This is a genomic window from Halomonas sp. SL18_1, assembly GCF_055755715.1.
On record NZ_JBVTRK010000001.1, the window covers coordinates 1,761,845 to 1,782,481 of the forward strand.

12 protein-coding genes and 9 pseudogenes are annotated in these 20,637 nt (G+C 69.3%); 18 read left to right on the plus strand and 3 right to left on the minus strand.

The window, feature by feature from the left end; all coding sequences use genetic code 11:
- Positions 1-20: 20 nt before the first annotated feature.
- Positions 21-732 (plus strand): annotated as a pseudogene (locus tag ACSJDS_RS08900) (ABC transporter ATP-binding protein).
- A 29-nt stretch (positions 733-761) separates the two neighbouring features.
- Here the strand turns inward: ACSJDS_RS08900 and ACSJDS_RS08905 are convergent.
- Positions 762-1,300: pseudogene (locus ACSJDS_RS08905) on the minus strand (DUF2062 domain-containing protein).
- A gap of 157 nt (positions 1,301-1,457) precedes the next feature.
- Here ACSJDS_RS08905 and ACSJDS_RS08910 point away from each other — a divergent pair.
- From ACSJDS_RS08910 to murB, 10 genes and pseudogenes are all read left to right on the plus strand, one after another.
- Complete coding sequence (locus ACSJDS_RS08910; protein WP_473032959.1) at positions 1,458-2,768, plus strand: ComEC/Rec2 family competence protein; 1,311 nt, start codon at positions 1,458-1,460, stop codon at positions 2,766-2,768.
- 223 nt (positions 2,769-2,991) lie between these two features.
- A complete protein-coding gene (locus ACSJDS_RS08915; protein ID WP_473032960.1) occupies positions 2,992-3,741 on the plus strand; it encodes a ComEC/Rec2 family competence protein in 750 nt (249 codons plus the stop codon).
- A gap of 44 nt (positions 3,742-3,785) precedes the next feature.
- Complete coding sequence (locus ACSJDS_RS08920; protein WP_473032961.1) at positions 3,786-4,502, plus strand: MotA/TolQ/ExbB proton channel family protein; 717 nt, start codon at positions 3,786-3,788, stop codon at positions 4,500-4,502.
- Positions 4,499-4,927: an ExbD/TolR family protein gene (locus tag ACSJDS_RS08925; protein WP_473032962.1), complete on the plus strand. Its 429-nt coding sequence runs from the start codon at positions 4,499-4,501 to the stop codon at positions 4,925-4,927. The genes ACSJDS_RS08920 and ACSJDS_RS08925 overlap by 4 nt, the downstream gene beginning before the upstream one ends.
- Complete coding sequence (gene msbA, locus ACSJDS_RS08930; RefSeq protein ID WP_473032963.1) at positions 4,924-6,672, plus strand: lipid A export permease/ATP-binding protein MsbA; 1,749 nt, start codon at positions 4,924-4,926, stop codon at positions 6,670-6,672. The genes ACSJDS_RS08925 and msbA overlap by 4 nt, the downstream gene beginning before the upstream one ends.
- Positions 6,672-7,687, plus strand: a pseudogene (gene lpxK / locus ACSJDS_RS08935) (tetraacyldisaccharide 4'-kinase). The gene msbA and the pseudogene lpxK overlap by 1 nt, the downstream one beginning before the upstream one ends.
- A gap of 51 nt (positions 7,688-7,738) precedes the next feature.
- The gene (locus ACSJDS_RS08940; RefSeq protein WP_473035005.1) at positions 7,739-7,948 is read left to right on the plus strand and encodes a Trm112 family protein; all 210 of its coding nucleotides are present in this window, start codon (positions 7,739-7,741) and stop codon (positions 7,946-7,948) included.
- Positions 7,945-8,766, plus strand: a pseudogene (gene kdsB, locus ACSJDS_RS08945) (3-deoxy-manno-octulosonate cytidylyltransferase). The gene ACSJDS_RS08940 and the pseudogene kdsB overlap by 4 nt, the downstream one beginning before the upstream one ends.
- A 2-nt stretch (positions 8,767-8,768) precedes the next feature.
- Positions 8,769-9,248 (plus strand): low molecular weight protein-tyrosine-phosphatase, encoded by a 480-nt coding sequence (locus ACSJDS_RS08950; RefSeq protein WP_473032964.1) that lies wholly within the window; start codon positions 8,769-8,771, stop codon positions 9,246-9,248.
- 59 nt (positions 9,249-9,307) lie between these two features.
- Positions 9,308-10,257: pseudogene (gene murB, locus ACSJDS_RS08955) on the plus strand (UDP-N-acetylmuramate dehydrogenase).
- 79 nt (positions 10,258-10,336) lie between these two features.
- Here murB and rne read toward each other — a convergent pair.
- On the minus strand, positions 10,337-13,534 hold the full coding sequence (gene rne / locus ACSJDS_RS08960; protein WP_473032965.1) for a ribonuclease E: 3,198 nt from the start codon (positions 13,532-13,534) through the stop codon (positions 10,337-10,339).
- A gap of 781 nt (positions 13,535-14,315) precedes the next feature.
- Here rne and ACSJDS_RS08965 point away from each other — a divergent pair.
- From ACSJDS_RS08965 to sppA, 3 genes and pseudogenes are all read left to right on the plus strand, one after another.
- Complete coding sequence (locus ACSJDS_RS08965; RefSeq protein WP_473032967.1) at positions 14,316-15,263, plus strand: RluA family pseudouridine synthase; 948 nt, start codon at positions 14,316-14,318, stop codon at positions 15,261-15,263.
- A gap of 25 nt (positions 15,264-15,288) precedes the next feature.
- Positions 15,289-15,938: pseudogene (locus tag ACSJDS_RS08970) on the plus strand (HAD-IA family hydrolase).
- 78 nt (positions 15,939-16,016) lie between these two features.
- Positions 16,017-17,107, plus strand: a pseudogene (sppA, locus tag ACSJDS_RS08975) (signal peptide peptidase SppA).
- On the opposite strand, the pseudogene ACSJDS_RS08980 reads toward sppA, so the two are convergent.
- Positions 17,095-17,690, minus strand: a pseudogene (locus ACSJDS_RS08980) (Maf family protein). The pseudogenes sppA and ACSJDS_RS08980 sit on opposite strands and share 13 nt — an antisense overlap.
- A gap of 160 nt (positions 17,691-17,850) precedes the next feature.
- Here ACSJDS_RS08980 and ACSJDS_RS08985 point away from each other — a divergent pair.
- The 4 genes and pseudogenes from ACSJDS_RS08985 to fabD all read left to right on the plus strand — a co-directional run bounded on the left by ACSJDS_RS08985 (position 17,851) and on the right by fabD (position 20,636).
- A pseudogene (locus ACSJDS_RS08985) lies at positions 17,851-18,377 on the plus strand (YceD family protein).
- 32 nt (positions 18,378-18,409) lie between these two features.
- Positions 18,410-18,580 (plus strand): 50S ribosomal protein L32, encoded by a 171-nt coding sequence (gene rpmF / locus ACSJDS_RS08990; RefSeq protein WP_021820795.1) that lies wholly within the window; start codon positions 18,410-18,412, stop codon positions 18,578-18,580.
- A 36-nt stretch (positions 18,581-18,616) separates the two neighbouring features.
- Positions 18,617-19,636, plus strand: coding sequence for a phosphate acyltransferase PlsX (gene plsX / locus ACSJDS_RS08995; protein ID WP_473032968.1), 1,020 nt, complete (start codon positions 18,617-18,619; stop codon positions 19,634-19,636).
- A gap of 46 nt (positions 19,637-19,682) precedes the next feature.
- Entirely contained in the window at positions 19,683-20,636 is a 954-nt protein-coding gene (fabD, locus tag ACSJDS_RS09000) for an ACP S-malonyltransferase (protein ID WP_473032970.1), read from the plus strand.
- Position 20,637: the final 1 nt, after the last annotated feature.

A 20,637-nucleotide genomic window follows, 5' to 3' on the forward strand; every position in this document is an offset into this window, starting at 1 on the left:
CCCGCAACCAGGAGAGCAGCATGAGCCAGACGACAGCCCCCAGCGGCAAGGTGATGCTGGCGTGCCACGATTTGACGCGAATCTATCGCGAGGGGCCCCAGGATGTCACCGTGCTGGACGGCCTCTCCCTGGAGGTGCGGGCCGGCGAGCGAGTCGCCGTCGTCGGCAGCTCCGGCTCCGGCAAGACCACTCTGCTCAATCTGCTGGGCGGGCTGGATCGGCCCAGCCGGGGGAGGTGCGCATCGCCGGGGAATCCCTGCTGGAACTCGGCGAGGCCGCGCTGGGCCGCTTTCGCAATCGGCACATCGGCTTCGTCTATCAGTTCCATCATCTGTTGGCCGAGTTCACCGCCCTGGAGAACGCCGCGCTGCCGCTGATCGTGCGCGGCCAGCGCAAGAAAGCAGCGGAAGCCAGGGCCCGGGAGCTGCTGGAAAAGGTGGGCATCGCCGAGCGCGCCGCTCACAAGCCGGGGAGCTCTCCGGGGGCGAGCGCCAGCGGGTGGCGATCGCCCGGGCGCTGGTCACCGACCCCAGCCTGGTGCTGATGGACGAGCCCACCGGCAACCTGGACCAGACCACTGCGGCGAGCATTCTGGCGCTGATGGATGATCTGGCCCGCACCACCGCTTGCGCCTTCGTGGTGGTGACCCACGATACCGCCCTGGCCGCCCATCAGGACCGCGTGCTGCGCCTGGACGGCGGGCGTCTCAGCGAGCAGCCCGAGCGCGCCTGAGCGCTCACCCCGACCCGCTCGGGCCGGGATCACTCTTCTAGTTCGCGCCGTCTTCCGCGGCGCTTCTGGGTGCGCCGCTTCCAGCTGCGCGACACCTGCCAGCGCCAGATCAGGCGAATGACCACGTTGCCGAGCAGGCCCGCGATAAGCGCCGAGGCCATCGAGCCGACGGCCAGTGCCGGCAGGATGTCGGCCATCTGCTCGGCGATCCAGCGCGTGGAGACACGCTCTGGCGCCTCTCGGGCCGGGGCCTGCATCAGCCAGGCGCCGAGTCGGTAGTTGCCGTAGAAGATCAGCGGCATGGTCAGGGGGTTGGTGATCCACACCAGCCCCACCGACGGGGCAGGTTGCAGCGCAGCACCCAGGCGCCGAAGGCGGCCACCACCATCTGGAAGGGGATCGGCAGCATGGCGCTGAACAGTCCCACCGAGAAGGCGTTGGCGACGCTGCGCCGCGAAAGAATCCACAGGCCGGGGTCGGCGATCAGATGGCTCATGAAGCGCAGGGAGCGCTGGCGACTGAGCGTCTCGGGCTTGGGCATGTAGCGCTGCAGGAATCGGCGCGGCATGTCGACTTGGCTCGCTGCTTGATGACCGGGCTATTATCCATGGAAGGCGAGGGCGTCGCTATGCCGTGGCGTGAATAGGTCGGGCGCGCATGCGAGGCCAGGGAAGGCGCGTCGTCCCCGTTCGCCGGGGCGACGGCCGCTGGGCAAGGGAGTGCGTATGGGAGTGGCGTTGCCGCTGGCGCTGGCGAGTCTGGGCGGTGTGGCGCTGGGTTGGCTGTCGCCGCCGGGCGTAGCGGAGGCCTGGGGGATCGCACTCTTGGGCCTGGTCGCGGCGGGGCGCTGGCGTCTGGTGGGACTGGGGGCGGTGGTGGCGCTGACGGCGGGGCAGCTGCTGCTGGCCCGGGGGGCGGATCTGCCTGACGGCCTTCTGCGGGCCGACCTGGCGGTGGAGGGGCGGCTCGAGTCGGTCACGACCCAGGGAGCGCTGACCCGCCTGCTGGTGCGCGTCGACGACTGCCGTCCGCTGGCCGCAGGCCGGCTGCCCTGCGACGAGCTGCGGCGCATTCGACTCAGCCATTTCCAGGCCCCAGCCATGCAGCCCGGCGAACGCTGGGCGCTGACCGTGAGGCTGCGTCCGCCGGCGGGCTTCGCCAATCCCGGCGCCTTCGATTACCGCGCCTGGCTATGGCGGGAGGGCATTCAGGCCACCGGCTATGTGCGAAGCGAGCCGGCGCCGCGGCGGCTGGCGCTCCCGGGGCCCTCGCCGCGGCGCCTGGCGCTGGCCCATCTCGACGAGCGCGACCTGTCGCCGACGGCGAGTCGCTGGCTGGCGGCGCTGACCCTGGGCGCCGGCGATCGGCTCGAACGCGACGACTGGGCGCTGCTCAACGCCAGCGGCACCACTCATCTGATGGTGATTTCGGGGCTGCACGTGGGCCTGGTGGCCACCTTCACCCTGCTGGTGGCACGCGGTGCGGCGCGGCTGATGACCCCCGGTCGCTGGCGCCTGGCGACCTGGCCCTGGTGGCTGGCCGGTGCCGCGGCCGTTGGTTACGCCTGGCTGTCGGGGCTGCAGCCGCCGGCGATGCGCGCCATGCTGATGACCCTGGTGGGGCTCTGGGTGGCAAGCGGGCGCCACGCCCCCGGGCCCTGGCAGGCCTGGTGGTTGGCGCTGGGGCTGGTGGTCCTGGTCGACCCGCTGTCGGTGTGGCGCCCGGGGCTGTGGCTCTCCTTCGTGGCCGTGGCGCTGCTGATCCTGATCTGGCAGGGGCGTGCGCGGCCTCGAGGCGTGCGCGGCTGGGTCTGGGCGCTGGTGCGCACCCAGCTGCTGCTGGCACCGCTGATGGCCGCCGCCGTCCTGCTCGCCTTCGCGCGACTGGCGCCGGCCGCCCCGCTGGTCAACCTGGTGGCGGTGCCGCTGGTCAGCTCGCTGCTGGTGCCGCTGGGGCTGGCAGGCTGGCTGCTGACCCCTTTGCCCCCCTGTCGGCGCTGTGCTGGTGGCTCTTCGAGCGCCTGGCCCGGGCGCTGATCGCACTGCTCGCCTTCGCCGTGAGCTGGCTGCCGCCCTGGTGGCCGGCCCCCGAAACGGTGCTGCCGCTGGCGCTGATGCTGGGGCTGGTGGCACTGCTCTGGTCGCTGCCCGCCCTGACCATGGGGCTGCGCCTCGGGGGCAGCGCGCTACTGGCGATCGCCATGCTGACCCTGGCCCCCCCGAGCCGGAACCCGGCACGTTGCGGGTCCGGGTGCAGGACGTGGGGCAGGGGCAGCTGGTGGAGCTGCGCAGCGCCGGCTACCGGCTGCTCTACGATACCGGGCCGCGTTTCCGTTCCGGCTTTACCCCGCTGGCAGCTCTTTGGCCGCCGGGGCAGCGCTTCGATGCGGTGATGGTCAGCCATGACGACCTGGACCATGCCGGCGGCGTACCGCTGCTGGCCGAGCAGCACCGGGTGGGCGAGTTTCTGGCCCCGCTGGGCGAAGCGATCGGCGTGCCCTTTGCGCCCTGCCGTCGCGGACAGCGATGGGAGCGCGACGGGATACGCTACCGGGTGCTGTGGCCGCCGAAGGAGACGCAGGCGCTCTCCAGCAACGACCGCTCCTGCGTGCTCGACGTGAGCGTCGGGGAGCATCGGCTGCTGATCACCGGTGACGCGGGGCGCCGAGTGGAGCGCACATTCCTGCGCGATGTCGAGGGGCCGGTCACTGTGCTGGTCGCCGGCCATCACGGCAGTCGCACCAGCTCGGGCCCGCAGCTGGTCCAGCGGCTCTCGCCCGAGCACGTGATCTACAGCGCCGGCCGCCACAGTGCCTTCGGTCATCCCCACGCCGAGGTGGTGCGGCGTTTCCGGCGCGCCGGCAGCTGCCGATGGAGCACCGCCGAGGATGGCGCCGTGACCCTGTGGCTTGGCCGTGACGACGGTGTGGCACCGGCGACCGAGCGCAAGGCTCCCTGGCGCCGCGGCGGTGTCGAAGGGGGGTGCCATGCGGTAGAATCGCCCCACTGATGGCCTGCCCGGATGCCGTCCGGGCCGCGTGAGGAGAGGTGAGGATGGACGTGATGGATGCGCTCGTCGCCGGGGGATGGCTGATGCTGCCCCTGCTGGGCTGTTCGCTGGTGGCCACGGTGATCGTTATCGAGCGCCTGTGGACCCTGCGCGTCCGGCGCATCGCCCCGTATGGCCTGGGCCAGGAAGTCTGCGGCCTGGTGGTGCGCGGCCAGGTCAATCTCTACTGGCTGGAGGCCCACTCGCCGCTGGGCGGGGTGCTGGCCGCCGGGCTGCGCAATGCGCGGCTGGGTCATGAGCAGGTGCGCGCTCGGCTGCAGGAGGCCGCCACCGCGGTGATCCACGACATGGAGCGCTTCCTGAGCCCGCTGGGCACCATCGCCGCCATCACCCCGCTGATCGGCCTGCTGGGCACGGTGGTGGGCATGATCGAGGTGTTCGCAGTGATCGTGGCCGGCGACGGCGTCGGCCGTACCGCCGACCTGGCGGGCGGGATCTCCCGGGCCCTGGTGACCACCGCCGCCGGCCTCACCGTGGCCATCCCCGCGCTGATGTTCCACCGCTATTTCCAGCGCCGGGTCGAGGACATCACCGTGCGCATGGAGGAGCAGGCCGGGCAGGTCGTCGAGTTTCTCGCCCACTATCAGGGGGAACTCGGCGTCAGCGAAGGCCCGGAGAGCGAGCCTCGCGGCGGCGCTCGGGCCGCGGATGATCGGCGCGAGGCCGACGGGCGCATCGCGCCGGAGGTGAAGCGCTCGTGAGGTTCGTGCGCCGGCGCCGCGATCCGGTGGAGGTCAACCTCACGCCGCTGATCGATGTCGTCTTCCTGCTGTTGATCTTCTTCATGGTCTCCACCACCTTCGAGACCCGCCAGGCGCTGGAGCTCACCCTGCCGGAGAGCGTCGCCGGCACCGACCTGGAGTCGTCGCCGGTGACCCTGGTGGTCACCGAACAGGGAGGCTACCGGCTCGGTGACCGCGACCTCGCCGCGGCGGGGCTCGCCGAGGCCCTGGCGGCGGAGGCCGAGCCGGCCCGGCAGCACGGCCTGGTGGTGGAGGCCGACGCCCGTGCCGCCCATGCCGACGTGGTTAGAGCCCTCGACCAGGCAGGGGCGCTGGGTATCCAGCGGGTCCGTATCGCCACTCGAGACGCCACCGCGCCACCGCTGCCAACGGAGACACCGTGACTCAAGACGGCACCCAACGTTCGGGCTGGACGCTCTACCGGCGCCTGCTGGGCTATGTGAAACCGCACTGGGTTTCCTTCCTGCTGGCTATCCTCGGCTATGCCATCTATGCCGCCTCCAGCACCGCCCTGGCGGAGATGATGAAGCGTCTGATCGACGGCATCCAGGACCCCACCGCCAGTTTCCGGCTGTTCCTGCCGCTGTTCGTGGTGGGCATGTTCGCCGCCCGGGGACTCGGCACCTTCCTGGGCACCTACTTCATGAGCAACGTGGCGCGCAACGTGGTCCATGCGCTGCGCTGCAATGTTTTCGATCATATGCTGCACCTGCCGGGGCGCTTCTTCGATGCCCACTCCAGCGGCCATCTCATCTCGCGGGTCACCTACCACGTGGAGCAGGTCACCGGTGCCGCCACCAAGGCGGTGACCATCGTGCTGCGCGAGGGGCTCTTCGTGCTGGGGCTGCTGGGCTACCTGCTGTGGACCAACTGGATGCTGACGCTGCTGTTCCTGGCGGTGACCCCGCTGATCGGCGGCGTGGTCCGCTATGCCAGCAAACGCTTCCGGCGTATCTCACGGCGCATTCAGCACTCCATGGGCGATGTCACCCATGTGGCCTCCGAGGCGCTGACCGGCTACCGGGTGGTGCGCACCCACGGCGCCGAGGCCTTCGAAAAGGCCCGCTTCGCCGCGGCCAGCGACTACAACCGTCAGCAAAGCATGAAGGAGGCGTTGACCAAGGCGATCAGCACCCCGGTGATCCAGCTGCTGGTGGCGCTGTCGCTGGCGGTGCTGGTGTGGCTGGCGATGTCGCCGGCGCTGATGGCCGACATGACGCCCGGGGAGTTCGTGGCCTTCATCACCGCGGCATCGCTGATGGCCAAGCCGGTGCGCCAGCTCACCGAGGTCAACAGCGAGATCCAGAAGGGGATCGCCGCCTCCGCCGAGCTGTTCGGCCTGCTGGAGGTGCCCGCCGAGCCCGATGAGGGCCGCGTGGAGCCGGGGCGCCTCAGCGGCCGGGTGGTGTTCGAGGGGGTGCGCTTTCGCTACGGCGAGGATCAGCCGGAGGTGCTCAAGGGGATCGATCTGAGCGTGCGGGCCGGGGAGATGGTGGCCATCGTCGGCCGTTCGGGCAGCGGCAAGTCGACCCTGGTTGGCCTGCTGCCGCGCTTCTACCGGCCCACCCAGGGGCGACTGCTTATCGACGAGGTGCCCCTGGACGACTACCGGCTGGCCCCACTGCGCCGCCAGATCGCCCTGGTCTCCCAGCAGGTCACTCTGTTCAATACCAGCATCGCCGACAATATCGCCTACGGTGAGCCCGGCGCCGACCCGGCTGCGGTCGAGGCGGCGGCCCGGGCCGCCCACGCCCACGAGTTCATCGAGCAGCTGCCCGAGGGCTATGCCACCGTGGTGGGCGATAACGGCGTGATGCTGTCTGGCGGCCAGCGCCAGCGCCTGGCCATCGCCCGGGCCATCTTCAAGGATGCACCGCTGCTGATTCTCGACGAGGCCACCTCGGCCCTGGATACCGAGTCGGAGCGCTACATCCAGGCGGCCCTAGAGGAGGTGTGCCGCGGTCGTACCACCTTCGTCATCGCCCATCGCCTCTCCACCATCGAGCGCGCCGACCGCATCCTCGTCATGGAGCAGGGCCGCATCGTCGAGCAGGGCTCCCACGCCGAGCTGCTGGCCCGCGACGGCGCCTATGCCGCCCTGCATCGGCTGCAGTTTCAGGAGTCATGATGGGCCTGGGGGAGCGCTGGCTCGAGGCCGCCTATCGCGGCGCTCCCTGGCTGGCACTGCTGCGCCCCCTGGCGGCGCTCTATCGGCTGGCGATCACGCGCCGTGCCGCTGCCTACCGTGACGGGCGGCGCCCGGTGTGGCGGGCCGAGGTGCCGGTGGTCGTGGTGGGCAACATCACCCTGGGCGGCACCGGCAAGTCGCCGCTGGTGGCCTGGCTGGGTCGCTACCTCAGCGAGCAGGGGTGGCGGCCGGGCATCGTCTCCCGGGGCTATGGCGGCAAGGCGGCCGGCTATCCGCTGCGGGTGCTGGACGACACCCCGGTCGCCCAGTGCGGCGACGAGCCGCGCATGCTGGCCCGCCAGACCGGCCTGCCGGTGGTGGTGGACCCGGACCGGCCGCGCGGGGCGCGGATGCTGTGCGAGCTGGGCTGCGATATCCTGATCAGTGACGACGGCCTGCAGCACCTGGCGCTGGGGCGCGATATCGAGCTGGTGGTGGTCGACGGCGCCCGCGGCTTTGGTAATGGACACTGTCTGCCCGCCGGGCCGCTGCGCGAGCCGCTGACGCGCCTGGCGCAGGTCGATGCGCTGCTGATCAACGGCGAACCGGCCTTCCCCCACCGGAGGGAGCCTGGGCGTTTCGCCTGGCGCCGCAGCGCTGGCGCTCCCTGGCCGATGGCTCGGCCCATGGAGTGGCGCCGCCGCCATTTGCCGGGCCGGTGCACGCGGTGGCCGGCATCGGCAATCCGGGGCGCTTCTTTGCCACCCTCGAGGGCCTGGGTCTGGAGGTAGTGGGGCACCCCTTCGCCGACCATCACCGCTTCAGCCGCGCCGATCTCGAGTTCGGCGATAGTCGGCCGGTGGTGATGACCGCCAAGGATGCCGAGAAGTGTCGGACCTTTGCGGCGGCCAACGGCTGGGTGCTGGAGGTGGAGGCGGAGCCCGCGCCAGGCTTTGGCGCCTGGCTTTCCCGGCGCATCGCGGCGTTGCAGAGTGACGGAACGGTTTCTGAGTGACCCCGCGGGCCCAGGCCGGCGGCGGATGATTTCCCGTGTGGAGGTGCAATGATGGACAAGGAACTGCTGGCGATGCTGGTCTGCCCGCTGTGCAAGGGCAAGCTGAAATATGACCGGGAGCGTGAAGAGCTGTGCTGCCATTTCGACGGCCTGGCCTATCCGATTCGCGACGGTATCCCGGTGATGCTGCCTGAGGAGGCGCGCCAGATGGACGTCGACGAGAAGTTGCCGCCCTCGCCGGGACGCACGGGCGAGCCATGAGGGCGACGCAAGTGACAGCCGACGACAACGACTTCGTCGCGGTGATACCGGCTCGCTACGGTGCCTCGCGGCTGCCGGGCAAGCCGCTGCTCGACATTGCCGGTGCGCCGATGGTCGCCCATGTCTGGCGGCGGGCCTGTGAGAGTGCGGCGTCGCGGGTGGTGGTCGCCACCGATGACCCGCGCATCCGCGAGGCCCTGGTGCCCTGGGGCGCCGAAGTGGTGATGACCCGAGATGACCATCCCTCGGGCACCGACCGCCTGGCCGAAGTGGCCGACCGGCTGGGGCTGGCCGACGAGGCGGTGCTAGTCAATGTCCAGGGCGACGAGCCGCTCGATTCCCCCTGGCTTGATCGACCAGGTGGCGGCGCGGCTGTTCGATGACCCGGCGGCCTCGATTGCCACCCTGGCCGAGCCGATCGACGACGTCGAGGCGCTGTTCAACCCCAATGTGGTCAAGGTGGTCCGGGCCCACTCCGGCCGGGCCCTCTACTTCTCCCGGGCCCCGGTGCCCTGGGATAGAGCCGCCTGGGAGCCGGGAAGCTGGCGTGGCAAGGCCTTGCCCGCCCCCTGGTGGGCGATACCTGGCTGCGCCACATTGGGCTCTATGCCTATCGGGCCGGCTTTCTTGCCGAGTATCGCCGCTGGCCGCCGTCGCCGCTGGAGCAGCGCGAGCAGCTGGAGCAGCTGCGCGCGCTGCACCACGGCCACGCCATCCAGGTGGCGCTGGCACGCGAACCCAACCCTGCCGGCGTCGATACGCTGGAGGACCTGGAGCGCGTGCGAGCGCTGCTGGACACAACCAAGCGAGGAGGCTGACCATGCGTGTGCTCTTTGTCTGTCTTGGCAATATTTGCCGCTCGCCCACCGCCGAGGGTGTGTTTCGCCGCCAGCTGGCGGCGGAGGGGCTCTCCGACGGGGTAGAGGTCGACTCCTGCGGCGTCGGGTCGTGGCACGTGGGCAAGGCGCCGGATTCACGGGCCCAGCAGGCTGCGGCTCGTCGCGGTATCGAGCTTGGCCAGCTGCGCGCCCGCCAGCTCAGCGACGCGGATTTCCAGCATTTCGATTACCTGCTGGCCATGGATCACGACAACCTGGCGGTCCTGGAGACGCGCCGACCGCCCGATTGTGCCTCCCATCTCGGGCTTTTCCTGGCCTTCGCCGGCGAGCCGGATCGCGCGGTGCCCGATCCCTACTACGGCGGTGAGCAGGGGTTCGAAGAAGTACTCGATCTGATCGAGGCGGCCTCCCGGGGGCTGGTGGCGGAAATTCGTCAGCGTCTCGAGGCGGGGCGGCGTTGAGCGCGACGATCCTTGCCGAACACGACCTGACGCGGGCCAACACCCTGGGACTGCCCTGCATGGCAGAGCGGTTCGCGGCGCCCGACGGCGACGCTCCGCTTCGCGAGGTGCTACAGTTGGCGGCCCGGCGGGGCTGGCCGCTGACCCTGCTGGGCGGGGGAGTAACCTGATCCTGCCCCAGCGCCTGCCTGGACTGGTGGTGCAGCCGGCGATGGCCGGCTGGTGGCTGGAGGAGGGCGATGCCGGTAGCGTACGCGTTCACGCCGAGGCCGGTGTCAACTGGCACGCGCTGGTGATGACGCTAGCCGCCCACGGGCTGTGGGGCGTCGAGAACCTGGCACTGATACCCGGCCACTGCGGTGCCGCGCCGATCCAGAACATCGGCGCCTACGGCGTGGAGCTCGACGATGTGCTCGAGGCGGTGCATCTGCGCTACCTGGAGGATGGCCGCGACGCGCTGTTCACCCCCGCCGACTGTGCCTTCGGCTATCGCGACAGCATCTTCAAGGGCGAGCTTGCCGGGCGCGTGGTCATCACCCGCCTGGTGCTACGGCTGTCGAGAGCGCCGCGGCCTCGGCTCGATTACGGCGACCTGGCAAGTCGGGTAAGGGGAGAGCCCACGCCGCTGGCCGTGGCCGAGGCGGTTTGTGCGATACGTGGCGAGAAGCTTCCCGACCCGGCAACGCTTGCCAACGCCGGCAGCTTTTTCAAGAATCCGGTGGTAGAGAGGGCACAGGCCGAAGCGCTGCTGGCCGACTACCCCGAGATGCCCCAATTCGTGCAGGCCGATGGACGGGTCAAGCTGGCTGCCGGCTGGCTGATCGACCGCTGCGGCCTCAAGGGCTGGCGGGCTGGTCACTTCGGTGTGCATGAGCGCCAGGCGCTGGTGCTGGTGCACTTCGGCGGCGGCAGTGCCGCCGAGCTGCTGGCCTTTGCCGAGGGGGTAGCGGCGCGGGTATACGCCCGCTTCGCGGTGACGCTGGAGCGTGAGCCGCGGCTGGCCGGCTGAGCCCAAGAAAGCCGCCGGCCCTAACGGACGACGCCCGCGCAATCTGCGCGGGCGTCGTCGCTATGGTGCAGGGGCTGGTCTAGCCCTGCTTGCCGTCCTGCGCCTTGCCTTCCTGCTCCCGGCGGCGGATTTCCCGCGGGTCGTTGTGGGCGCGGCGCCGACGGCGCCGGGATGCCGCTGAAGGCTTGTCACTGTCATCGCTACCGGCGGCGGCTGTCTCGGCCTCGGCCTTGGGCGCCTCGGTGGCCTTCTCGGCCGGCTTGGCGTCAGCTTTGGTCTCGGCCTTGGGCGCTTCGGCGGCCTTCTCGGCCGGCTTGGGCTCTTGTTTAAGCTCGGGCTTGGCGTCGGCCTTGGGCGCCTCGGCGGCCTTTTCGGCCGGCTTGGCGTCGGCCTTGGGCGCCTCGGCGGCCTTTTCGGCCGGCTTGGCGTCAGCCTTGGGCTCGGCCTTGGGCGCCTCGGCGGCCTTTTTGGCCGGCTTGGCGTCAGCCTTGGTCTCGGCCTTGGGCGCCTCGGCGGCCTTTTCGGCCGGCTTGGCGTCAGCCTTGGTCTCGGCCTTGGGCGCCTCGGCGGCCTTTTTGGCCGGCTTGGCGTCAGCCTTGGTCTCGGCCTTGGGCGCTTCGGCGGCTTTCTCGGCCGGCTTGGGCTCAGGCTTGGCGTCGGCTTTGGGCGCCTCGGCGGCCTTCTCGGCCGGCTTGGGCTCAGGCTTGGCGTCGGCCTTGGGCGCTTCGGCGGCCTTCTCGGCCGGCTTGGGCTCTTGTTTAAGCTCGGGCTTGGCGTCGGCCTTGGGCGCCTCGGCGGCCTTCTCGGCCGACTTGGCGTCAGGCTTGACGTCGGCCTTGGGCGCTTCGGCAGCCTTCTCGGCCGGCTTGGCGTCAGGCTTGACGTCGGCCTTGGGCGCCTCGGCGGTCTTCTCTGCCGGCTTGGCCTCAGCCTTGGTCTCGGCCTTGGGCGCCTCAGCCCCCTCTGCTGGCTGAGCCGCGGCGGCTTGTGCCTGCAGCCGCTTCTGCTCGGCCTCGGCCTGGGGGTTGAGGGCATGCTGGCGCGAGCGGTTGCGCGGGTTGTTACGGGTGCGCTTGGGCTTGCCGTTCTCTGGCTTTTCCGCGGCCTCGGCTACCTTCTCGGTGGTTTTTCCCGGCGCCTCGGTGGTTTTTCCCGGCGCCTTGTCGGCACTCTCCGGCTTCTGGCGGCGGGGCGCTGTATCGCGGCCGCCGGACTGCGGGCCGGCCTGACGGCTTCCGCTCTCCTGCTGGCCGCGACCGCCCTGACGGCCATCCTCCTGCTGGTTTCTGTCCGGGCGCTGGCCGCGGCCGCCACGGCTTGGGCGACCGCCGCGGCTCTCGCCGTCCTGACGGGTGTCGCCGCGGGTCTCCTGCTGACGCCCCTGGCCACGCGGCTGGCCGCGACCGTCGTCACGGCTGTCGGCGCGCTCACTGCGCTGACGGCGGTTGCGGCCTCTGCCGCCACGCTCCTCACCGTTCGTCGTGCTGCGCTGAGTCGGCTGCTGAGGTGGACTCGGCTTGCGCGACGGCTCGCTGCCGGCTTCTTCTTCGCTGCCGCCGAGCCACTTGGCTACGCCCTTGACCAGCCGGCCGAGCACGCCAGAGGCAGCCGGCACCGGTGCTGTTGGAGGAGCGGGGCTGGCAGGCTCCTCCTGCAGGGAGCTGGGCGCCGGCTCGTTATGGATCACCGTTTTGACTGCCGCTTCGGCGCGCTGGACCGGTCGGCTGCCGCTGCTGTCCGGCTCCTTGCCGACCTCGGTATCGACCGAGAGCTCGAAGCTGGATTTTTCTACGCCGCCCTCTTCCTCGACATGGTCGTCACGCAGGCGCTGGACGTCGTAGTGAGGGGTGTCCATGTCGGGGTTGGGCAGCATGATGACCTGCACCCCCTGGCGGCGTTCGATTTCGGCCAGGACCGCCCGCTTTTCGTTGAGCAGGTAGGTGGCCACCGGCACCGGCAGGATGGCGCGGATCTGGGCGCTGCGCTCCTTCATGGCCTCTTCCTCGATCAGGCGCATGATGGAAAGCGACAGGGAGCGTACGTCGCGGATGGTGCCCTGGCCGTTACAGCGCGGACAGACCACGCCGCTGGTTTCGCCCAGCGAGGGGCGCAGGCGCTGGCGCGACATCTCCATCAGCCCGAAGCGTGAGATGCGACCGATCTGCACCCGGGCGCGATCCAGCTTGAGGGCGTCGCGCATGCGGTTCTCGACCTCGCGCTGGTTGCGCGCCGGGCTCATGTCGATGAAGTCGATCACCACCAGGCCGCCGATGTCGCGAAGCCGCAGCTGGCGGGCGATTTCGTCGGCGGCTTCCAGGTTGGTCTGGAGCGCCGTTTCCTCGATATCGCTGCCGCGGGTGGCGCGTGCCGAGTTGATGTCGATGGACACCAGCGCCTCGGTGTGGTCGATGACGATGGAGCCGCCGGAGGGCAGTTTCACTTCGCGTTCATAGGCGGTCTCGATCTGCGACTCGATCTGGAAGCGCGAGAAGAGCGGCACTTCGTCGGCGTAGAGCTTGATCTTCTGCTGGTAGGAGGGCATCACCTGGCGGATGAAGGCCAGCGCCTCCTGGTGAACCTCGGGGCTGTCGATCAGCACCTCGCCGATGTCCTGGCGAAGATAGTCGCGCATGGCGCGGATGATGACGTTGGACTCGCGGTAGATCAGGAAGGGGGCAGGGCGCTTGCCGGCCTCTTCGGTGATCGACTCCCACACCTGAACCAGGTAGTCGAGGTCCCACTGCAGCTCTTCGGTGGAGCGGCCAATGCCCGCGGTGCGCACGATCACGCCCATCTTGTCGGGGACGGTGAGCTGGCCCATGGCTTCCTTGAGCTGGCTACGCTCCTCGCCCTCAATGCGCCGGGAGATACCGCCGGCCCGCGGGTTGTTGGGCATCAGCACCAGGAAGCGGCCGGCCAGGCTGATAAAGGTGGTCAGCGCCGCGCCTTTGTTGCCGCGCTCCTCCTTGTCGACCTGAACGATGACTTCCTGGCCCTCCTTGAGCACCTCCTTGATGCTGGGGCGTCCCGACGTCTCTTTCAGGAAGTATTCGCGGGAGATCTCCTTGAGCGGCAGGAAGCCGTGGCGATCGGCGCCGAAGTCGACGAAGGCGGCCTCGAGGGAGGGTTCTACGCGGGTGATCTTGCCGCGGTAGATGTTGGCCTTCTTCTGCTCCCGGGCACCCGATTCGATGTCCAGGTCATAGAGGCGCTGTCCATCGACCAGAGCGACGCGCAGCTCTTCGGGCTGGGTCGCATTGATGAGCATCCGTTTCATGTTGTCTCGCAAACTGGACGCGCCGGTGGGCGCCCGAAGGCGACGACGAAGGCGAACCTCTGGGTGCTGCGTGCTTGTAGCTCAGCGCATGTCGCGGATGCACGGTAGCGCCCGCTCGAGCCGGCCCAGGTAGAGCGCCGGCTCGAGATGATCATGTTGAGTACGCGGCGGAGGCAGGACATGTCTCGGTGGGGCTTCTCCCATCCGGCCCTGCGGTCACCGCCAGACACCTGGCATTCATCGATTCGCCAACGCCGGCCACCGGCACGATGTTGAACGATTCCCGTGGCCACCGCCCGCCAGCAGTGTGCTGGCGAGCCGGGATCCGGGCGTGGCGTTACTGCTTGTTCGTATCGGGGCAGCGCGTGTTGCACTGGCCTGAGCTGTCTTTCACCTAAGGAAACACTGCACAAATGCCTGCACGGGCAAATCGCTGCGTTGCGCGGTGCTCGGAATCCTCACCTATACCGCATAGGCTCCGGTTCCTGCGCTCCATGCGCCTTGCGCTTCACTCCGCTCGGCGATTTGTTCAGCGTTTCCCTAACTCTGAGTCTTGCAGCTATTACGTCACTCGTCGGCGGCAGGACCTCTGATGGGGGTCGTTGCGGCCCGATTTCGTCGCTCCGGCCTGCGTGTCTGTCGGGCAGGCGCCATGGGACCGAAGGGATCCATCCGAGCGAGCTGGCAATATAGCAGTAATGGGTGAGAGCGGCAATTGGCGCAGGGGGCCGCGGAGTGCGTTAGAATGCCGATTCACAACGATTTCTCGAGCGGGAGTCACATGACCGAAGGACGCGATGTGCAGTGGGTGGAAGTGGGCGACGGGCAGGCTGGCCAGCGCGTCGACAACTTCCTGATGGCGCGCCTGAAAGGCGTGCCGCGAACCCTCGTCTACCGCATCGTGCGCAAGGGCGAGGTGCGGGTCAACAAGAAGCGTGTCAAGGCGGATACCCGTCTGGCGGTGGGTGACCTGGTGCGTATTCCTCCCCTCAAGCTGGCGCCGCGTGAGGCGGTCAGGGCGGTCAGTGACAGCCTGCGCAACCTGCTGGCCGGCAGCGTGCTGGTGGAGGGGCGCGACTGGCTGGTGATCAACAAGCCGGCAGGGCTCGCCGTGCACGGCGGAAGCGGGGTCAAGATCGGCCTGATCGAAGCGCTGCGCCAGGTGCGCGAGGATCTCGACTTTCTGGAGCTCGTCCACCGCCTGGATCGCGACACTTCGGGCTGCCTGCTGCTGGCCAAGTCGCGTCCGGCCCTGCTGGCGCTCAATGACTCGCTCAAGCAGCACCGGATGGACAAGCAGTATCTGGCGCTGGTGGCCGGGCGCTGGCCGGCACGACGCGACTTCGTCAGCGCCCGACTTGACCGCTATGACGCCGGCAACGGGGAGCGTCGGGTGCGGGTGGATGCCGACGGCAAGGTGGCGCGCACGCGGTTTGCGGTGCGCGAGACCTTCGAGAAGGTCACCCTGGTGGCGGCCGAGCCGGTAACCGGACGAACCCACCAGATTCGCGTGCATGCTGCCCATGCCGGTCATCCGCTGCTGGGCGACGACAAGTACGGCTCCCGGGAGGGCGAGAGTCTCGCCAGGCGGCTGGGGCTGTCCCGCCTGTTCCTGCATGCCACCTCGCTGACCTTCCCTGAGCCGACCAGCGGCCGTCCGGTGCAGATTCGCGCCCCGCTGCCCGAGGACCTGGAAGCCGTGCTTGGGCAAGCGCGGACGACCCGATAAGCCTACCCGACCGACCGGAGCCCTGATGCGCTATCGATTGATGATCTTTGACTGGGACGGCACCCTGATGGATTCCGCCGCCCGTATCGTGTCCAGCATGCAGTCGGCATCGCGTGATGCCGACTGGGGGAGCTGGCCGACGAGGCGGTACGGGATATCATTGGCCTGGGGTTGCCCGAGGCCATCGAGCGGCTCTGTCCCGGCATCGATCCCGGCCGCGCCGAGCTGCTGCGCAGCCGCTATGCCTTCCATTTCGTGCAGGGCGATACCACGCCCATGCGCTTCTTTCCCGGAGTGGAGGCCGGCGTGGCGAGACTGCGGGAGCGCCAGGAACGGCGCCTGGCGGTGGCCACCGGCAAGAGCCGCCGGGGACTCGATCGCGTGTTCCGAGAGAGCGACAGCGGCAGCTGGTTTCACGCCAGCCGCACCGCCGATGAAACCCGCTCGAAGCCGCACCCCCAGATGCTCGAGGAGCTGCTCGATGAGCTCGGCGTTGGCGTCGAGGAGGCGGTGATGGTTGGCGATACCGAGTACGACCTGGAGATGGCGCGGGCCCTGGGGATGGATCGAGTCGCGGTGACCTGGGGCGTGCATGCACCGGCGCGGCTTGCCGCGAGTCGCCCGGTGTTTACCGCCGGTGAGGTGGATGAACTGTTCGACTGGCTCGCTCGCTGAGCCAGTCGGCGAAGGCAGGTTCGCTCAGCTGGTGAGAGGGTGTCGACAACAGGACCGTCATAGGAGTGCAGCAAGCCCATGAGCGATGATGACAAGCGTGACGACCGCTGGACCCAGGGCCCTCAGCTGAGCCCCGAGCAGGCGAAGGAGGCGAGGGGGGCCAAGCAGGCCGAGGCGGCCGCGACGCAGCACGAGCCGGAGAGCGCCGAGACCCTGCGAGAGCGTCAGCGATTGGCGCAGCAGCAGATGCTGGATCGCTGGATCGACGGGGTGCTGGTCGAGCAGCGTCGCACGCGGCGCTGGAAGCTGTTCTTCCGCTTCTTTTTGCCCTGCTGATTCTGGGCTCGCTGGCCACCACGCTCTACGGCATCTTCGGTACCCAGACCGCTCGCGAGCCCGAGCGCGAACACCTGGGAGTGGTCAAGGTTCGGGGGGTGATCGACGGGGAGTCGCCGGCCAGCGCCGAGCGCGTCATCGAGGGGGTCAGGCGGGCCTGGGAGGCCGAGCGCGCCGCGGCGGTGGTGCTGCATATCGACAGTCCCGGCGGCAGTCCGGTCCAGTCCCAGCGTATCTATGATGAGCTGATCCGGCTGCGCGAGCAGGGCGACAAGCCGATCATCGCGGTGATCGAGGACGTCGGCGCCAGCGGGGCCTATTACATTGCCGCGGCGGCCGACGAGATCGTCGCGGCGCCGGCCAGCCTGGTCGGATCCATCGGCGTGATCTTCGCCAGCTTCGGCTTCGAGGAAGCCATCGAGCGGCTCGGCGTGGAGCGTCGCGTCTATGCCGCCGGGGATAACAAGGCGTTCCTCGATCCTTTCTCCTCGGTGGCGCCGGAGCAGCGTGAGTTCTGGCAGTCGGTGCTCGACACCACCCATCAGCAGTTCGTCGAGGCGGTGCGCCAGGGAAGGGGCGATCGCCTGGTCGAGGATGAACGCCTCTATTCCGGGCTGGTGTGGAATGGCGAGCAGGCCGTCGAGCTGGGTCTGGTCGACGCCCTCGATAGCCTCGATGGGCTCTCGCGCCAGCGCCTGGGCGAGGTGCGCCTGCACGACTACACGCCGCGCCTCGACCCCTTCGAGCGGCTGACGCGTCGCTTCGGCCGGGTCGCGGCGGAATGGCTGGGCGTCCCCTCGAGCGGTTCGCCGGTGCGCTATCAGCTACCCTGAGGCTCGCCCAGCGGGTCCAGGCCAGCTTCGCGCAGCAGGGCGCACAGGCGGATCAGCGGCAGGCCGATCAGGGTGTTGGGGTCGTCGCCCTCGAGCCTCTCGAACAGGGCGATACCCAGCCCCTCCATGCGAAAGCTGCCGGCGCTGTCCAGCGGCTGCTCCCGTTCGACATAGCGGGCGATTTCGCCCTCGCTCAGCCGTCGAAAGACCACCTCGTAGCGCTCGTGGCCGACCCAGTGGCGGTTGGCGCGGGTATCCACCAGGGCCAGGCCGGTAAGAAAGCGAACCCGCTGACCCGAGAAGCGTTCGAGGTTGTGGCGCGCGGTGGCGGCGTTCCCTGGTTTGCCGAGAATCTCGCCGTTGAACAGGGCCACCTGGTCGGAGCCGATGATCAGATGGTCGGGATGGTCCGCGGCGACGCGGTTGGCCTTGGCCAGCGCCAGGCGGTGCACCAGCGCCTCGGGGGATTCCCCGGGCGTGGCGTCTCGTCAATGTCGGGGCTCGCCCAGGTGTAGGGCAGGCCCAGGCGATCGATTAGCTGGCGTCGCCAGCGCGAGCCGGAAGCGAGAACGAGGCGCGGCATGCGGTGCTCCTTGTGTCGTATGGCTGTGGGGACGTCGCCCTGTGAATCGCCTGTGTCGAGCCGGCGGGGTCGGGGCGTTGCGGTCCTTGGCGTCACCATTGTAACCCGCCGTGACGGCGGCTTTGACAGGGACGGGGGGAGTGCCTATCATTGCGCGCCTATGTTGACTTCACGACTTCCCCATCGGGTCGAGCCCTATCGGCTCGCGGCCCGCGCCGAGCGCCTCGAGGGCCTGATGGCGCTCGACCAGTTCGAGCGCCTGGCCGAGCACGTCGGTGCCCAGGTCGGCGACTGCCGGGTGTGGCTCACCTTCGCCATCGACGCCCAGGGGCGCCGCGAGATTCGCGGTCGCCTGGAGGCCGAGCTGCAGCTGCCCTGTCGGCGCTGCCTCGAGCCGCTGACGCAGTGCGTCGAAAGCGATTTCCTGCTGGGAATGGTGACCAGCGATGCGCTGGCCGCCGAGCTGCCGAGCACCCACGAGCCGGTGCTGGTGGAAGACGAACAGCTGAACCTGCTGGCGGTGGTCGAGGATGAACTCATTCTCAGTCTGCCCAGGTGGTTTACCACGACGAGGCCCAGTGTGGGGTTTCGCGCGACCAGCTGAGCAGCGGTGAGGAGGCCGAGTCCGCGGAGCCGACTCCCGCAAGCCCCTTCGAGGTGCTGCGTCGCCTCAAGGGCAAAACCTGATCTACCCTCGATTCACTCTGGAGTGACACCTCATGGCAGTTCAACAGAACCGCAAGACCCGTTCCAAGCGCGGCATGCGTCGCAGCCACGACGCTCTGAGCGCCCCGACCCTGTCCCAGGACAAGGAAACCGGCACCACCCACCTGCGCCACCACGTCTCTCCCGACGGCTTCTACCGTGGCCGCAAGGTCGTCGACGCCTAATATCGGCGCGCTGTCGAAGCGGCGCGGTGCCTGAGCGTGCGGATTGCCGTCGATGCCATGGGTGGCGATGCCGGTCCGCGCGCAGCGGTTCACGGTGCGGCCGCCGCGGTGCGGGCATGGCCGGGACTGTCGATCGATCTGTTTGGCCCGCGTACCTTGCTGGAAGCCGAGCTTGAAAGCCTGCCGCGGCACCTTGTCGCGGCAGGCTCACATCTGGCCGTCCATCATGCCCCCGAGGCGATCCGTCAGGACCAGCGCCCCTCCGAGGCGCTGCGACGCGGCGAGCGCAGCAGCATGGCGAAGATGCTCGGACATCTGGCCGATAAAAGGGCCGCGGCCGGCGTCAGCTCGGGTAACACCGGCGCCTTGATGGCTCTGGCCCGGCGCGAGCTGGGCACGGTGGCGGATATTCCGCGCCCGGCGATCAGTACCGCCATTCCCGTGCGCGGCGAAGGGCTCTGCTATCTGCTCGATCTGGGGGCCAACGTCGACGTCGGCGCCGAGCGGCTGGTCGACTTCGCCCGCATGGGCGATGTGATGGCGCGGCACGTGGACGGCCTGGCCGCTCCCCGGGTGGCGCTGCTCAACGTCGGCAGCGAAGGCACCAAGGGAAGCGCCAGCGTGCGCGAAGCCGATGCCCGGCTGCGGGCGTTACCGGGGCTGCGCTATTGCGGCTTCGTCGAGGGAGACGGCATTTTCGCCGGAGAAGCGGACGTGGTCGTCTGTGACGGCTTCGTCGGCAACGCTGTGCTCAAGGCCAGCGAAGGGTTGGCGCGGATGCTGATCGAGCGCGTGCAGACGACGTTCGAGGCCCACTGGAGCAGCCGTCTGGTGGGGCTGCTGGCTCGCCCGGCGCTGCGGCGCCTGAAGGGGGAGCTGGACCCGGTGCGCTACAATGGCGCCAGCCTGCTGGGGCTGGCCGGCATCGTGGTCAAGAGCCACGGCGGGGCCGAAGCCACCGGCTTCTCCTATGCGGTGCTGCGGGCCGCTCGCGAGGTTAGCCATGACCTTCCATCACGACTGGCCTGCGAGCTCGGTGCCGGTCAGCGGCGGTAGATAGAAGCAGGCAGGACAGCACTCAACAAGAGTAAAGGTGAATGACATGACTCAACCCCTTGCCCTCGTCTTTCCCGGGCAGGGCTCCCAGCAGATTGGCATGCTGCGTGAGCTGGCCGAGCGCTACAGCGTGGTGCGAACCACCTTCGAGGAGGCCGCCGATGCGCTGGGCTATGACCTCTGGCAGGTCGTGCAAGAGGGGCCCGAGGAGGCGCTTAACGCTACCGCCTGCACCCAGCCGGCGCTGCTGACCGCCAGTGTGGCGATCTGGCGCGTCTGGCAGGAGTTGGAAGGGCCTCGGCCCGGCGCCATGGCAGGACACAGTCTCGGTGAGTACAGCGCCATGGTATGTGCCGGCGTGCTGGGCTTTGCCGACGGCGTGCGTCTGGTCAAGTTGCGTGGCGAGGCCATGCAGCAGGCGGTGCCCAAGGGGGAGGGGGCCATGGCGGCGATTCTGGGGCTCGACGATGCCGTGGTGGAAAAGGCCTGCGCCGAAGCCGCTCAGGATGAAGTGGTCTCTGCCGTCAACTATAATGCGCCCGGCCAGGTGGTGATCGCCGGCAGCAAGGCGGCCGTCGAGCGAGCCGTGGCGGCCTGTCAGGAGGCGGGCGCCAAACGCGCCATGCCGCTGCCGGTGTCGGTGCCCTCGCACTGCGCGCTGATGCGTCCGGCGGCGGAGCGACTCGAGTCGGCCATGGGCGCCCTCGACATGCGCCCGCCGCGCTATACGGTCTATCAAAACGTCGACGCCCAGCCGCACGCCGACCTGGCAACGCTGCGTACCCGCCTGGTGGAGCAGCTCTATCAGCCGGTGCGTTGGACCGCCTGCGTAGAGGCCATGGCCGCAGGCGGCGCCGAGGTCTTCATCGAGTGTGGCCCGGGCAAGGTGCTCACCGGGCTGGGCAAGCGGATTGCGCGCGGCACCAAGGGGTTGGCGGTCAATGACCCCGACAGCCTGGAGGCTGCTCTGGAGCTGGCCCGCGAGAAGGCCGGGCAGTGAG